Source organism: Vibrio sp. T9 (assembly GCF_003123985.1).
Lineage (GTDB): Bacteria > Pseudomonadota > Gammaproteobacteria > Enterobacterales > Vibrionaceae > Vibrio > Vibrio diabolicus.
The window spans coordinates 16,216-30,729 of record NZ_NIGY01000014.1 but is presented as its reverse complement, the minus strand read 5'-3'; the positions used below and the strand labels follow the sequence as shown (position 1 = coordinate 30,729).

Sequence of the window (14,514 nt, the reverse complement as noted above, 5' to 3'; positions counted from 1 at the left end):
GGTTTCTCTTGTTAACTAGTTAAACGTCTATCTGGCAAACAACATAAAATAGCCCAGCATCATGCTGGGCTATTTTGTTCGTTCAGTTAAGCGTTACCGTTGCGTTTACAGGGCAATGGTCACTCAGTTTGTAATCCAAAACATCTTGTGAGCTGAACAGCGTTTGGTGTGCGTTTTTCGCTTTTATTTGCGGGCTAACAATAATGTGATCAATCAAAGAGCGGAATTGGTGGGTTTTTCTTGGGTTCTTATTTGAGCGAACCTTGCAATCGGCTTTGGTATCTCGCGTTACCAATTGTGCATCGTTACCGAGAGTCATGATCGCCCACAGCCAATCACGTTGATACGACAAGTTGTGATTGAAATCGCCCATTACGGCGTACTGCTGCTTTTTCTTTTCTCTCTCGCTCATCCATTTCGCAAGTGCTTCTCCTTGTTGGCTCAGTGTTTGGCAATTGCGGTTGTTTTTGTATACTCCGCTGCATCCTGCTTTTAAATGCACAGAGAGCAGGTGAAGCTCGTCCTTTTGGTTTTGGTTAACGACGATGTAGCTGGCAAAGCGCAACTTGCTATTACCACGCGTGATTGAGAAGTCTGCTGGGTCAGACACTTCAATGTCTTTGCGCACAGCAAAACCGGTGTACTGATTGGTATCAGAAAACTGAAGGTGCTTATTGTTTGATTGAGCTCGATCAGAGAGGTAAATCGCGTAGCCATCGCCTACGGCTTTTTGAACGGCGGCTTTGGAGTCGACCTCTTGAAAGGCGATGATGTCGGCTTGAGTTTTATCCACATATTGATTGAGTTTGACGAAATCGTCACTGGTTCTCGAAACCTTACCTCCATTTATAGACAGCCATTCTATATTCCAACTGGTTAAGTTGATGGAGTTTTGAGCAAGTGACGTTGAACTAAAAATTAATAAGGCAGTAACAAATAGTGATCGCATATTGGCTTGTTTCACTCCTGGATTTTAGCGTATTCCTTTCCAACCTTTATCCTATAAGCGCTCTAAAAAAAGCAAGTAGATTTCGTACCAATTTTGCAATTTTCATGGTTTTCTTCTCAACTGAGATCAGTACCAATAAGATCGATTTGTTCTTGTCCGCTAGCCGATCTTTATTGATCAAAATCAATGTTTTCAAGTGGTGCTTTTCGTTAAATACGCCACAATATATTGTGTTAGCAGAATAAAAAATAACCCCATATAGTGTGTTTGTGGATAACTCTGTGAGTATGCTGGGGTAAGGAGAAGAAAGTGAAACCAATCGTAATCAAGCGTGACGGCTCAAGAGCTCCGTTCAACAGGGATCGTATCCAAGCAGCAGTTGAAGCGGCAGCGGAAAACAAAGATAAAGATGTCGCCATTTATGCTCTTAATGTCGCTCTTGCTGTCGAGTTACAGCTAAAAGATCACGATGAAGTTCACATCCATGAGATTCAAGACTTAGTCGAGAATGAACTCATGCAAGGTCCTTACAAAGCCCTAGCACGTTCTTACATTGAATATCGCCATGACCGCGACATCGCGCGTGAAAAGCAAAGTGCACTAACTCGTGAAATCGAGGGTTTGATTGAAGAAAGTAACCTTGATTTGATCAACGAAAACGCGAACAAAGACGGCAAAGTTATCCCAACTCAGCGTGACCTTCTAGCGGGTATCGTGGCGAAGCACTACGCGAAAACGCACATCCTTCCTCGCGATGTGGTTCAAGCACACGAAGTGGGTGACATTCACTACCACGATCTGGATTACGCACCATTCTTCCCGATGTTTAACTGTATGCTTATCGATTTGAAAGGCATGCTAACGCACGGCTTCAAAATGGGTAATGCAGAAATCGATACGCCTAAATCGATTTCAACTGCGACCGCAGTAACAGCGCAAATTATTGCTCAAGTGGCTAGCCATATTTATGGCGGTACAACCATCAACCGTATCGACGAAGTGTTAGAACCTTACGTCATCACGAGCTATGAAAAGCATTTAGAAATCGCGAAAGAGTGGAACATTGCTGAGCCAGAAGAGTTCGCTAAAGCTCGCACTGAGAAAGAGTGTTACGACGCATTCCAATCGCTAGAGTACGAAGTAAACACACTACACACGGCAAATGGTCAAACGCCATTCGTTACGTTTGGTTTTGGTCTTGGTACAAGCTGGGCGTCTCGTCTTATTCAGCAATCGATTTTGAAAAACCGTATTGCAGGTCTAGGTAAGAACCGTAAAACAGCGGTATTCCCTAAACTTGTATTCGGCATCAAAGATGGCTTAAACCACAAATCAGAAGATCCAAACTACGACATTAAGAAGCTTGCACTTGAGTGTGCTTCAAAACGTATGTACCCAGACATTCTTAACTACGACAAAGTCGTGGAAGTCACGGGGTCATTCAAAACACCTATGGGTTGTCGTAGCTTCCTAGGCACCTACGAAGAGGATGGCGAACTTATCCATGAAGGTCGTAACAACCTTGGTGTAGTTAGCTTGAACTTGCCACGTATCGCGCTTCGCGCAAAAGGCAGCGAAGCGAAGTTCTATGAACTGCTTGATGATCGTCTACGTCTTGCTCGTAAAGCACTAGAAACGCGTATTTCTCGTCTAGAGAACGTAAAAGCGCGCGTTGCCCCAATTCTATATATGGAAGGTGCATGTGGTGTGCGCTTGAAAGCGGACGATTCGATTGCAGAAATCTTCAAAAACGGCCGTGCATCAATTTCTCTAGGTTACATTGGCGTGCATGAAACTATCAACGCGTTGTTTGGTACTGAAGCGCACGTTTACGATGATGTCGTATTGCGTGAAAAAGCGGTCGCGATCATCAAACATCTAAAAGATGCGGTGAATCAATGGGCTGACGAAACTGGCTATGGCTTTAGCTTGTACGCAACACCAAGTGAAAACCTATGTAGTCGTTTCTGCCGCATCGACACCAAAGAGTTTGGTTTGATTGAAGGCGTAACAGACAAAGGTTACTACACCAACAGCTTCCACTTGGATGTTGAGAAGAAGGTTAACCCTTACGACAAGATCGACTTCGAGATGCCTTACCCAGAAATCTCAAGCGGTGGCTTCATCTGTTACGGTGAATTCCCGAACATGCAACGTAACGTAGAAGCGCTAGAAAACGTGTGGGACTACAGTTACACCCGCGTTCCTTACTACGGAACCAACACTCCGATTGATGAGTGTTACGAATGTGGTTACACCGGCGAGTTTGAATGTACAAGCAAAGGCTTTACTTGCCCGAGTTGTGGCAACCACGATTCAACCAAAGTATCGGTGACACGTCGCGTATGTGGCTACTTGGGCAGCCCAGACGCACGTCCGTTTAACTTCGGCAAACAAGAAGAAGTTAAACGTCGAGTGAAACACCTATAAGGTTAATTACCACTCGATTCAACACTTTGAAAATCAACCTGCTTTAGGTTGATTTTCTTTTTCGCGATAACAAAGAGACGCATTATGAACTACCACCAATATTATCCAATTGACGTTGTTAACGGACCGGGTACGCGCTGCACATTGTTTGTGTCGGGGTGCGTACATCAGTGTCGTGGCTGTTATAACCAGTCGACGCAACGATTGGATTCGGGAGTGTTGTTCACGCAAGAAGCGGAAGACAAAATCATCAATGACTTGAATGACACGCGCATTAAACGTCGCGGTTTGTCGTTGTCGGGCGGAGATCCGCTTCATCCTGCTAATGTGCCTCATATTTTAAAGATCGTGAAAAGGGTGAGAGAAGAGTGTCCCGGTAAAGACATCTGGGTTTGGACAGGCTATACGCTGGCTGAACTGGATGACGCGCAAAGAGAAGTGGTGCAATACATCGACGTTTTGATTGATGGTAAGTTTGAACAAGACAAGAAAGATCTCAATCTCGAATGGCGTGGCAGTTCAAACCAAATCATTCATCGCTTTACGGATATTTAATCAAGCATTCTCCAAACATAAAAAGGGCTCACACGTGCATAACGTGTGAGCCCTTTTGGTGTGAGTTCGTCAGTGTATTTTCAGTTACGCTGTCACTGTTTGGTCATCTTCGACCATATTGTTTATCCAACGTTTAGATTGGATACGATAAGTCGTCAGTACGCCTTTCACAAATTCTTCAGCTAGCAAAGACATCAAGACAAAATGCAAAGGCAACCCGAGTACCATACCAGTGTAATAGGTAAGGGGAATACCAATAGCCCACTGACCGAACGTATCAATAAAAATGCTGTAGCGAATATCTGCGCCACTCTTTAGTACGCCGCCAATCCCTACCATGTTAAACACTCTCAAAATCATACCCAGCGCCATGACTAAGCATACGTTAAGTGCCATTTCTGCATCGGTTAATGGGCTTAGTACCAATAGATGATGAATTAAAGGCGAGCTCAACCACACTAGGAAAAACAGTAAGGTGGCTAAGATTGCGCTGGTTAACACATACCACCATGCCGTTTTCTCGACCCGGTCATAATGTTTTGCGCCAATATCATTACCAAGAAGAACGGATGCTGCGACCGCAAACCCCATAAAGGTTGAAATCAGTACACCTTCAATTGGTGATAAGAATGAGATGATCGCAAGTTCTGAAACGCCCAATTGACCATAGATGATGCTGTAAACGATCAGTCCACCAGTCCAGAGCGCATCGTGGACCAGCATGGGTAGAGAAACCTTAAAGTATTTTTGACGATACTGCTTTAAACGGCCTTGCGCCCAATCGAACTTGGTCGGAATAAGATATGCGTAGCGTTTACAGAAAAAGTAAATCAACACTGCCGTTTGGAAAAATCGAGAAACAAAGCTGCCAACGGCTGCACCAAATACGCCCCATTGAGGGAAGCCGAATAAACCGAAAATCAAAACATAATTAAGCACGACGTTCACGACAATCGCGGAGACACTAACGTTGGTTGCCATTTTGGTTTGGCCTACGGAGCGCAATACCGCTTCTATCGGCACCACTATCGCGGTTGCAATGAGGCTAAAGCCCGTAATCACAAGATAATCACGCGCATAAGTGACGTATTCAGGATCGTCTGACATGAAAGAGACGATCTCTTTATCAAAAATCGCATAAAGAACAATAAACGGCAGCGTCACTAAAATGGAAATAAACCAAGATTGCGCCAGTGTTCTGCGGATTCCTGCCAGGTTCCCTGAGCCGTAATATTGAGAAGCCAGCACCGTTACTGCACCGCAAAGACCGAAAATGACTGCAAGGTTAAAGAAAAAGATGCGGTTTCCGACACCGACTGCAGCCGTTGCGGATTCGCCGAGTTGGCTCACCATGAAAATATCCACGACGCCGAGTAACGCAAAAAGCATGGATTGAAGTGAAACAGGAAGGCCAATCGCAATCAGCTTTTGCCAAAATGCTTTATCGATGTATTCGCGTGTTAAGAGCATCGCATTTCTCCTTAAAGATTAATGCGAGTAGTTTATCCCTATGATTTGGCGGTGTATTTTTCAAAGGCATCCAAAACCTTTGTAAAACTCTCCACTAGTGTATATGTGAGCCAATAAATCATGGAAGATAAACAAGAACGCTACGCGATTTCAGAAAAAACCTATCAAGAGTTTATTGATCACAGTCGAGTACTGGCATTGGAGGAGAGAGGCATTGTGCAGTGCGGAATTGCAACCTGTCGTGACTTCTTCTCTGTTTATCGTAAAAACCAAAAAAAACACATGCTGCTTTACACCGTGCGCGGTAAAGGTTGGTTAGAAAGTGGGGCGTGTCGATATGATTTGGAGCCTGGCTCGTTGATCACGGTGCCTGCAGGTGTGGAAAATGGTTTTGGTATGGAAGAGGAACTCTGGCAGATCGCATGGCTTTTTCTTACTCCTGATAGAGCATGGCCAATGATAGAGAGTAATATTAGTTACCAGCTCACATCTGCACCTGAGGTGATGTATGCGTGTATCCAAACGTTGTTACGCAGTATTAATCTTCCTATTGATTATGGTGGTGCGGTTGGTGCACATAGCGTGGCTCAGTTAGAGCTGATGTTAAACATGCCGCCCTCAGAGTCGATATCACGCAGCCAATTGAGGCTTCGGCGCGTATTCGATCTTGTCCAGCGTCAGCTGCATAAGGATTGGAGTGTCGAGCAAGTGGCAGCTTTATATCCATGTTCGGAGCCACATTTGCACCGTCTGACTCAAAAGCAGTTTGGTCGAAGCCCGATGGCACATTTAACACGTATGCGCATGGAATACGCTGCTAGGTTACTTCGTTCAACAGAATGGCCGATTCAACATATTGGAGAGATAGTCGGATATCCAACTAGTGCCAACTTTAGTACACGTTTTAAAGCGTGGTCGAGCATGACGCCAAGAGAATTTAGGAAAAACGGAAGAGTGGATTGGTATATTGAGGAGTGAATCGTTCTTTTTATAACCGATAGAGCGCACAAAACTTATCGTAACCCAGAATTTTGTTCTCTAATTGATGAAATAAGTGAAAAATCATTTCGCCATTTTTTGCGATGGTGTTAACGTGAGGTTCGGTACTTGAATTTCAAAGGGTTATGACTTTCATGTTTTCTAATCTCCCAACTCCCGTATTAGATCCTATTTTATCTCTATCCGTTGCATACCGTAACGATGACCGTCCAAACAAGGTTGACCTTGGTATTGGCGTCTATAAGAACAGCGCAGGCGAAACGCCGATCATGAAAGCCATTCAAATGGCGCAGGATGTCGTTGTTGAAACTCAAAAAACCAAATCTTACGTTGGTCTTGCGGGTTGCGAAGAATTTAATAAAAGCATGATCGATTTGCTACTGACGGGAACGTCAGCAATGGATCGTGTTGCTGCCATTCAAACACCAGGTGCAAGTGGTGCGCTGCGTATGTTAGGTGACCTAATGAAGGTCGCACAGCCAGATACGACGGTTTGGATTTCAAACCCTAGCTACGTAAACCATAAACCAGTGATGGAAGCGGCAGGTCTTAAAGTTAAGTTCTACCATTACTTTTCTCCAGAAACGAAACAAGTAGACACAGCAAAAATGATGGATGATCTTGCGAAAGCAGGGCCTTCCGATGTTGTATTGCTGCATGGTTGCTGTCACAACCCAACAGGCGCAGATATCGATTTTTCTGCTTGGCAAGCCATTACGGAATTGTCACAGAAGAACGGTTTCACCCCATTTGTTGATATTGCCTACCAAGGCTTTGGTGATGGCCTAGAGGAAGACGCAAAAGGGCTTCGCTTCATGGCAGATAACGTTGAAGAGATGTTAATAACGACGTCATGTTCGAAGAACTTTGGCCTATATCGCGAGCGCACAGGTGCGGCGATTGTCGTTGGTAAGAACATGCAAGACGTGGCCAACGCAAAAGGCAAGCTACTTACGTTAGCGCGTTCTACTTACACGATGCCACCCGATCATGGAGCGGCTTTGGTTAAGACGATTCTTCAAGATGACAACCTGACTTCCGTTTGGAAGCAAGAGTTGAGTGAAATGCAACATCGCTTGGTTAGTCTTCGTCAAAGTTTGTGTAACGAATTGAGAAACAACCATAATACCGATCAATTTGACTTCATTGAGGGTCACAAAGGCATGTTTACTGTGCTAGGCTTTAGTGAAAACCAAATGGCGCAACTGCGTGAAGATTATGGCATTTATGGTGTCGGCGATGGTCGAATTAACATCGCTGGACTTACCGAAACTCATATTCCATACGTAGCGGACGCAATTAAGAAAGTATCTCAAGCTTAATTGGAGTGTGGATGAAAAACTGGAAACTGATTCTGCCGCTTATGATGAGCGGCAGTTTAATTGCTTGTACGTCAACTCAAACGACGCCGGAACCTGCTGAGCCTGAGTCGCCGAAGGTCGAAGAACCTGTCAAAGTAGAGCCAGAAGTGAAACCAGAGGTCGATCCAACGCCTGAGGTTGAGCCTAAGCCTGAAGTAAAACCTGAGAAAAAGCCAGAGCCAAAACCGACAAAACCAGCCAAAGTGACAAAGACACCAGACGGCATGTTGATTCTTGGTTCTGAAGAGTGGGTTTACGTTCCTGAAATTGATCAAACCTTCAAAGCTAGGGTCGATACAGGGGCGACAACATCATCAATTAGCGCGACAGACATTGTTCCGTTTGAGCGTGATGGTAAAGATTGGGTTCAGTTTAAGATCGGCTTGGGCGATAAAGAAACTAAAGAGTTTAAAGTACCTGTAGAGCGCTGGGCTAAAATCAAGCAGTCATCGTCAGAAGAGGTGGATAAACGAGCGGTAGTAAAAGCGTATATTACCGTCGGTGACCACAAAGAAAAGACAGAGTTTACGTTAGCTGAACGTGGGCATATGAAGTTTCCAATTTTACTTGGTCGAAGCTTTTTTAGAGATATCGCCGTTGTGGATGTATCGAAAAAGTATGTCCAAGATAAACCTAAAAAATCCGGCAAAAATTAATGCCTTATTACTAGTTCCGGCTAACAATCGGTACTTAACAAAAATGGCCTCCGAAACCGGAGGCCATTTTTATTGAATCACACACTTGTTAATGCAGTTGCTTAGTTACTTAATTAAAATGCAAAACGAGCAGACATCACAATTTGTTGGCCATAGACACCATTATTTTTGAAATCCGCGCCAAGTGATAGTTGCTGAGTAGAGTGGAATCTTGCGCCAAAATTATAAACGGTATTGGAATCGTCGTTATCCATTATTTGACCGATACGGGCATGTAGCTCAACATTTTGCATGAACCAAATACGAGTACCAATATTCACCTCAGTGCGCCACTCGTCACCCACTTTATCACTGCCGTTTTCTTTAATGTTGTGTACCAACATTTGGCCATAAATATCTGCAAATTGGCCTGCTGGGCCGTTAAAGCCAATACCACCAGCAATGTCCCAGTCTCCGCTAAACTCACTGTCTGCGCGAGCAATGAAGTGGGTGTTTTCTGTAAAGTAGGTATTGAACTCGCCACCAAATGTACCAGGGCTAGTGCCCATGCGAAATTCCATCGTGTTGTAGTTGAAATTATTTGCATGTGCGGAAAGTGGCAAAACAGCGCACAAACCAAAGGCTGCAACCTTTAGAGCTTTACCTAGCATGGTGTCTCCGGGCAAGATGATTAAAATGAACAAAAAAATGGTCTGCAAAAAGCAGACCAAGATTGATAAAGCTATCATTTTAAGTGCTTGCCGTCACCATTTAGCTGTAGTGCTCACCACATCATGCTGATATCCAAAGCAATCGGGGTTGTTTTACATGATCACCAGTTGCTCGACTTCAATTTCTGGCTTATTTCCGCCTTCAAATTCACCAAACAGACGGACTTTAGTCGTGTGATCAATCGGAGTGTTTAGCTGAATATCGTCATCGAATTCCACCATCACTTCACCGGAACCGTCGCTAAAGACAAACTTATCCGCGCGAACTTGACGTAATAAGTTACCTTCAACGACTACATCTTTTTCAGTAAACATATTGGAGTCGTTTAGCAAGGCGTCCAATTTTTCCACAGTGACAGGACCATTAAACTGCAAGTTTGATTGGTTTTTAGCGTGATCTTTCGCGAATGCGATAGAAGGAGCAATAACTAAGGCGGCGATTGTTGCGATAATTGTATTCTTTTTCATGTTACATCCTCATCGGTTTGTTTTGATGGGTTCATTAAAACAGAGCTTGTTTGAACCAATGATGATTTCAACATTCATATTCTATTCATTTGCTTGAGTAAGTGGGGACGATGACGTTATGATTGTTCATCTTCCTCTATTCCTTACAAATGTTCATGAAATCAGCGATCCCATCTTTAATGGTTCAAGGCACCACTTCGGATGCCGGAAAAAGTGTCCTTGTGGCAGGTTTATGCCGTGTATTAGCGAGAAAAGGGATAAACGTTGCCCCATTTAAGCCACAAAACATGGCACTAAATAGTGCGGTAACCAAAGATGGCGGTGAAATAGGTCGAGCTCAGGCAGTTCAGGCACAGGCGTGTAATATTGAGCCAACCGTGCACATGAATCCGGTTTTGATTAAACCCAATAGTGATACAGGTGCTCAGATCATTTTGCAGGGCAAGGCAATTTCCAATATGGATGCGGCTGGCTTCCATGATTACAAGAAAGTTGCGATGGACACGGTGTTAGATTCCTTCTCCCGTCTGACTCAAGAATTTGATTCGATCATGATCGAGGGCGCAGGGAGTCCTGCTGAAATCAATTTAAGAGAAGGCGATATTGCGAACATGGGTTTTGCGGAGGCCGCTGATGTTCCGGTGATCATTGTTGCTGATATTGATCGTGGTGGTGTGTTTGCACATTTGTACGGAACACTCGCGTTACTTTCTGAATCTGAACAAGCGCGAGTAAAAGGATTTGTTATCAACCGTTTTCGAGGTGATATTCGTTTATTGCAATCGGGCCTCGATTGGCTAGAAGAAAAAACAGGCAAACCTGTACTCGGCGTGCTTCCTTTTCTTCATGGTTTGAATTTAGAAGCAGAAGACGCGATCACCGCGCAGCAAGAGTTGCACTCTGAGGTAAAACTGAATGTCGTTGTGCCTGTTTTAACCCGGATTAGTAATCATACTGATTTTGATGTGTTGCGATTGAATCCCGACATCAATCTACGTTATGTAGGCAAAGGCGAGAAAATAGATAAAGCCGACCTTGTTATTTTGCCTGGGACCAAATCAGTTAGAGACGACTTAGAGTATCTAAGAAGCCAAGGATGGGATAAAGATATCTTACGTCATATTCGTCTTGGTGGAAAAGTGATTGGTATCTGCGGTGGCTACCAGATGCTTGGAAACTTGATTGATGATCCAAATGGCGTCGAAGGCCAGCCGGGTCAAAGCGAAGGGCTTGGCTTACTAGACATCACCACGACGCTAACTAACAGCAAACAGCTTACAAATACGCAAGCACAGCTTTCTCTTAATGGCAAAACAGCCAATGTAAAGGGTTATGAAATCCACGTAGGACAGAGTGAAGTGCAGGGCGTTCAACCTCTTACATTGAGTTCCGGTGATGCAGAGGGGGCTATCAGCAAGTGTGGCCAAATCATGGGAACCTACCTTCACGGGCTCTTTGATGAGGCAGATGTCTTAAGCCTGGTGTCAGAGTGGGTAAACGGCACTCAAATCAAACAACAAGACTTTGAAGAGTTAAAGGAGCAAGGAATTAATCGTATTGCAGATGCGATAGAACAACATATGAACCTTGATTTTTTGTTTAAATAGCACATTTACAGATTGAACGTTATACCCAAATAACCAGTTCTTTCGCTTGCCTTGTATTGGAGTTTCTCTATGAAAGCATGGAAAACGCATGCTTGCCTCGCGGCAATATTAAGCATTTCATTTTCAGCTAACGCAGCTACGAACCTCAAAGTGTATGCGGCGTCTTCGATGACGAATGCGATCGACGAAATCGCACAAAACTTTGAAGAAAAGTATGACGTTTCTATCACTCCCGTTTATGGTGGCTCTTCTTCTATCGCTCGACAAATTATCAACGGCGCACCAGCGGATATATTCATTTCTGCGAATACTAAATGGATGGATTATTTGGTCGATAAAGACGTTATTTCTCGTGACAATGTCACAAGCTTGGTGCGCAATAGCTTAGTGTTGATTGCGCCTCAGTCTTCAGAATTAACCTCATTTAACTTCTCTGATGCAACAGCATGGGAAAAGGCATTGCATGGAAATCGCCTTGCGTTAGGCAATCCGACGTCAGTGCCTGCTGGTATGTACGCGAAAGAATCACTGACTACACTGGGTGTATGGAAAGAGATTCAAACTCAAATCGCACCAGCAAAGAATGTGCGCCTAGCTTTGGCGTTGGTTGAACGTGGGGAAGCTCCTTTAGGCGTGGTCTACAAAACCGATGCGCAGTTAACCGACAAAGTCAAAATTGTTGGTGAATTCGCGAGTGATACGCATGCGGCTATTGTTTATCCGGCTGCGGTTGTGAATGATTCTACTGAGTCCGAGCAGTTCTTCCAGTACCTAAAATCGGACGAAGCCGCACGCGTTTTTGCTCAATATGGCTTTCAGCAATAAACCGGCTTTCAATTATAGGAACGAAGCGTGACAGAACTGGAATACCAAGCCTTAATGTTAAGCCTCAAAGTGGGCGCGTACGCAGTACTTTGGCTCATTCCTCTCGGCGTTTTTCTTGCTTGGCTACTTTCTCGAAAAACGTTCTTCGGTAAATCGATTCTAGATAGCTTAATTCATTTACCACTGGTATTGCCGCCAGTGGTTATCGGCTATTTGTTGTTGGTTTCTCTTGGGCGGCAAGGATTTCTTGGCAAGTGGCTCTATGAACATGTAGGGCTAGTCTTTAGCTTTAATTGGAAAGGAGCAGTAGTCGCTTGTATTGTGGTGGCCTTGCCTTTGATGGTTCGGTCTGTGCGGTTAAGTTTAGAGAACGTCGACCCAAAACTGGAACATGCCGCTTCAACGTTAGGCGCTTCTCCTTTAAAAGTTTTTCTCACCATTACGTTACCACTGACCATTCCCGGAATTATTACTGGGACGATGCTGTCCTTTGCTCGTAGTCTTGGTGAATTTGGGGCGACGATCAGTTTCGTCTCTAACATTCCGGGAGAGACCCAAACGATTCCACTGGCAATGTACAACTTTATTGAAACGCCAGGTGCGGAAATGCAGGCGGCTCGCCTATGTATCATTTCTATCGCGTTAGCTTTGTCTACATTAATGATCTCTGAATGGCTAAATCGCAAAGCGGCAAGTCGATTGGGTGCGAAGTAATGACGATTAAAGTTCAATTTAAACAAATGCTTGGTGATACTGATTTCGATATCAAACTTGAGTTACCTTGTAACGGAATTGGCGCTTTGTTTGGGCGATCTGGTGCGGGAAAAACCACGTTAATTAATATCATCAGCGGATTAGTTGCACCAAAGCAGGGACATGTTGCGATTGGTGATCACGTTTTGTTTGATAGTGAACAGGGGGTCAACTTACCAACACACAAGCGCGGCATTGGTTACGTGTTTCAGGATTCGCGTTTATTTCCTCACTATTCGGTTCAAGGCAATTTGTTGTATGGCGTTAAAGAAAAAGATGACGAGTACTTTGATGCAGTCACCGAACTCTTGTCTATCAAACCGTTACTAAAGCGCTTCCCGATCTCACTGTCTGGTGGTGAAAAGCAACGTGTTGCGATTGCGCGCGCATTACTATCAAAACCCAACTTGCTTTTGATGGATGAACCACTTGCGTCGCTTGATATGCCGAGAAAACGTGAGGTGATGCCATTTCTGGAGGAATTGTCGGATAAGGTTAATATTCCGATTATCTATGTCACGCATAGCCTGCAGGAGATCTTAAGGCTCGCTCAACACCTCGCTATTATCGATCAAGGTAGAATTACGAGTTCAGGTAAGCTTGAAGACGTGTGGGCTTCTCATGCGATGCGTCCATGGCAGTCTTTCTCGGATCAAAGCAGCTTATTTGAAGGCCGAATTGCTGAGCATCATGAGCGCTATGCGCTGACTTGTGTCAGCCTTGCACCTAATGCATCACTATGGGTGCAAAAGATTGATGGTGAGCCAGAGACGCCAATTCGCTTACAAGTGCGTGCCAACGACGTTTCTATTACGCTAGAGCAACCTAAGGCGACTTCTATTCGAAATATCCTGCCTGCGACTGTCGATTCAATCGAGGTGTTTAACGCGGCTGATGATAAACAGAGTATTAATGTATCGCTAAAGCTAGATGAGGGATGTTATTTGTGGGCAACGATAACACCTTGGGCGCTTGATGATCTCGACTTAAAGGCAGGTGATAGTGTATTCGCACAAATTAAAGGTGTCAGTGTCACGCAGAAAGACGTGGCATTAGCGCCGCATTAATCATTTAAAGCTACGCACGCTTAATGATCAAAAAAGGCCGCAAACGCGGCCTTTATTTTGTCGGAAAAACGTTATTTTGCGAACACTTCTTTGAATTCGCGTTTAAGAAGTGGGTCGCGACGTGCTTTCTTAAGTTGCTTAACCATGTCTTTCACGCAGTTGTGAAGCACATTATCAAGTAATTGAGCGCGGTATTCTTCTTTATCTTCATCTGTCATGTTTTCTGGCAGATTAAGAGTAGGGAATTCTTCCATCACGTTGATACCAGCAAATGCTTGGCCAACAGAAACTAGAGCATGAAATTGCTCGAAGTTATCTAGAATGTTCTGAGCACTTGCAGGCATTTCGTCCCAAGACTCACGCACTGCTTCTTCAGACACTTCATGGATAGAGGTAACCATTTCGAACATTTGCTCTGGAACTTCGTCAAACTCAATAACTTTACGTAGTTCAGGAGAAATGGTTGCTAGATCGATTTTTTTGCTTTCGCTGTTAGTTGCTTCTGACATGGTGTGTCTCTCATTACAAAAAGGCGGGAATATTAATACCAAATGCATCAAATAGCTATACCCATGTGTCCGTAAGATGACCAGAACACGTGAGTTTGTTGAACTAACGTTCGTTGGTCATGTTTTGGTAGGGCAATTCTCAGTGTAATCGTTAT

Annotated in this window: 14 protein-coding genes; 9 read left to right on the top strand and 5 right to left on the bottom strand. The window is 44.2% G+C overall.

The window, feature by feature from the left end; translation table 11 throughout:
- Positions 1 to 82: 82 nt before the first annotated feature.
- On the bottom strand, positions 83 to 949 hold the full coding sequence (locus CBX98_RS22285; protein ID WP_172606016.1) for an endonuclease/exonuclease/phosphatase family protein: 867 nt from the start codon (positions 947 to 949) through the stop codon (positions 83 to 85).
- 309 nt (positions 950 to 1,258) lie between these two features.
- Between CBX98_RS22285 and nrdD the strand changes: the two genes are divergently transcribed.
- Together nrdD and nrdG are read left to right on the top strand one after the other, a co-directional pair.
- On the top strand, positions 1,259 to 3,379 hold the full coding sequence (nrdD, locus tag CBX98_RS22280; protein WP_104972616.1) for an anaerobic ribonucleoside-triphosphate reductase: 2,121 nt from the start codon (positions 1,259 to 1,261) through the stop codon (positions 3,377 to 3,379).
- A gap of 84 nt (positions 3,380 to 3,463) precedes the next feature.
- Complete coding sequence (gene nrdG / locus CBX98_RS22275) at positions 3,464 to 3,934, top strand: anaerobic ribonucleoside-triphosphate reductase-activating protein (protein ID WP_005394529.1); 471 nt, start codon at positions 3,464 to 3,466, stop codon at positions 3,932 to 3,934.
- An 84-nt stretch (positions 3,935 to 4,018) separates the two neighbouring features.
- Here nrdG and CBX98_RS22270 read toward each other — a convergent pair whose 3' ends face one another.
- On the bottom strand, positions 4,019 to 5,404 hold the full coding sequence (locus CBX98_RS22270) for an MATE family efflux transporter (RefSeq protein ID WP_109170292.1): 1,386 nt from the start codon (positions 5,402 to 5,404) through the stop codon (positions 4,019 to 4,021).
- 120 nt (positions 5,405 to 5,524) lie between these two features.
- On the opposite strand from CBX98_RS22270, the gene CBX98_RS22265 reads away from it, so the two are divergent.
- The 3 genes from CBX98_RS22265 to CBX98_RS22255 all read left to right on the top strand — a co-directional run bounded on the left by CBX98_RS22265 (position 5,525) and on the right by CBX98_RS22255 (position 8,420).
- Positions 5,525 to 6,382 carry an AraC family transcriptional regulator gene (locus tag CBX98_RS22265; protein ID WP_109170291.1) on the top strand — a complete coding sequence of 286 codons (858 nt, stop codon included), beginning with the start codon at positions 5,525 to 5,527 and terminating at the stop codon, positions 6,380 to 6,382.
- 155 nt (positions 6,383 to 6,537) lie between these two features.
- On the top strand, positions 6,538 to 7,725 hold the full coding sequence (locus CBX98_RS22260) for an amino acid aminotransferase (protein WP_048625063.1): 1,188 nt from the start codon (positions 6,538 to 6,540) through the stop codon (positions 7,723 to 7,725).
- An 11-nt stretch (positions 7,726 to 7,736) separates the two neighbouring features.
- Entirely contained in the window at positions 7,737 to 8,420 is a 684-nt protein-coding gene (locus CBX98_RS22255; protein WP_109170290.1) for an ATP-dependent zinc protease, read from the top strand.
- A 113-nt stretch (positions 8,421 to 8,533) separates the two neighbouring features.
- Here CBX98_RS22255 and CBX98_RS22250 read toward each other — a convergent pair whose 3' ends face one another.
- On the bottom strand, positions 8,534 to 9,070 hold the full coding sequence (locus tag CBX98_RS22250; RefSeq protein WP_005394515.1) for a hypothetical protein: 537 nt from the start codon (positions 9,068 to 9,070) through the stop codon (positions 8,534 to 8,536).
- Positions 9,071 to 9,223: 153 nt separating this feature from the next.
- Positions 9,224 to 9,598, bottom strand: a complete 375-nt coding sequence (locus CBX98_RS22245) for a NirD/YgiW/YdeI family stress tolerance protein (RefSeq protein ID WP_005394506.1) — start codon at positions 9,596 to 9,598, stop codon at positions 9,224 to 9,226.
- Positions 9,599 to 9,753: 155 nt separating this feature from the next.
- On the opposite strand from CBX98_RS22245, the gene CBX98_RS22240 reads away from it, so the two are divergent.
- The 4 genes from CBX98_RS22240 to modC all read left to right on the top strand — a co-directional run bounded on the left by CBX98_RS22240 (position 9,754) and on the right by modC (position 13,850).
- Entirely contained in the window at positions 9,754 to 11,205 is a 1,452-nt protein-coding gene (locus CBX98_RS22240) for a cobyric acid synthase (protein WP_046875486.1), read from the top strand.
- 69 nt (positions 11,206 to 11,274) lie between these two features.
- Positions 11,275 to 12,030 (top strand): molybdate ABC transporter substrate-binding protein, encoded by a 756-nt coding sequence (modA, locus tag CBX98_RS22235; RefSeq protein ID WP_085343792.1) that lies wholly within the window; start codon positions 11,275 to 11,277, stop codon positions 12,028 to 12,030.
- Between the two features lie 27 nt (positions 12,031 to 12,057).
- Complete coding sequence (modB, locus tag CBX98_RS22230) at positions 12,058 to 12,744, top strand: molybdate ABC transporter permease subunit (protein ID WP_046875453.1); 687 nt, start codon at positions 12,058 to 12,060, stop codon at positions 12,742 to 12,744.
- Positions 12,744 to 13,850 carry a molybdenum ABC transporter ATP-binding protein ModC gene (gene modC, locus CBX98_RS22225; RefSeq protein WP_109170289.1) on the top strand — a complete coding sequence of 369 codons (1,107 nt, stop codon included), beginning with the start codon at positions 12,744 to 12,746 and terminating at the stop codon, positions 13,848 to 13,850. Before modB ends, modC begins: the two co-directional genes overlap by 1 nt.
- Before the next feature lie 71 nt (positions 13,851 to 13,921).
- On the opposite strand, the gene CBX98_RS22220 is transcribed toward modC, so the two are convergent.
- Positions 13,922 to 14,359: a DUF3069 domain-containing protein gene (locus CBX98_RS22220; protein ID WP_005394495.1), complete on the bottom strand. Its 438-nt coding sequence runs from the start codon at positions 14,357 to 14,359 to the stop codon at positions 13,922 to 13,924.
- Between the last annotated feature and the right edge of the window lie 155 nt (positions 14,360 to 14,514).

Coding starts and splice junctions, on each gene's coding strand:
- modA (WP_085343792.1), top strand. CDS start 11,275: ATGAAAGCATGGAAAACGCATGCTTGCCTCGCGGCAATATTAAGCATT.
- CBX98_RS22245 (WP_005394506.1), bottom strand. CDS start 9,598: ATGAAAAAGAATACAATTATCGCAACAATCGCCGCCTTAGTTATTGCT.
- CBX98_RS22270 (WP_109170292.1), bottom strand. CDS start 5,404: ATGCTCTTAACACGCGAATACATCGATAAAGCATTTTGGCAAAAGCTG.
- modC (WP_109170289.1), top strand. CDS start 12,744: ATGACGATTAAAGTTCAATTTAAACAAATGCTTGGTGATACTGATTTC.
- CBX98_RS22220 (WP_005394495.1), bottom strand. CDS start 14,359: ATGTCAGAAGCAACTAACAGCGAAAGCAAAAAAATCGATCTAGCAACC.
- CBX98_RS22260 (WP_048625063.1), top strand. CDS start 6,538: ATGTTTTCTAATCTCCCAACTCCCGTATTAGATCCTATTTTATCTCTA.
- nrdG (WP_005394529.1), top strand. CDS start 3,464: ATGAACTACCACCAATATTATCCAATTGACGTTGTTAACGGACCGGGT.
- CBX98_RS22285 (WP_172606016.1), bottom strand. CDS start 949: ATGCGATCACTATTTGTTACTGCCTTATTAATTTTTAGTTCAACGTCA.
- CBX98_RS22255 (WP_109170290.1), top strand. CDS start 7,737: ATGAAAAACTGGAAACTGATTCTGCCGCTTATGATGAGCGGCAGTTTA.
- CBX98_RS22265 (WP_109170291.1), top strand. CDS start 5,525: ATGGAAGATAAACAAGAACGCTACGCGATTTCAGAAAAAACCTATCAA.
- CBX98_RS22240 (WP_046875486.1), top strand. CDS start 9,754: ATGAAATCAGCGATCCCATCTTTAATGGTTCAAGGCACCACTTCGGAT.
- CBX98_RS22250 (WP_005394515.1), bottom strand. CDS start 9,070: ATGCTAGGTAAAGCTCTAAAGGTTGCAGCCTTTGGTTTGTGCGCTGTT.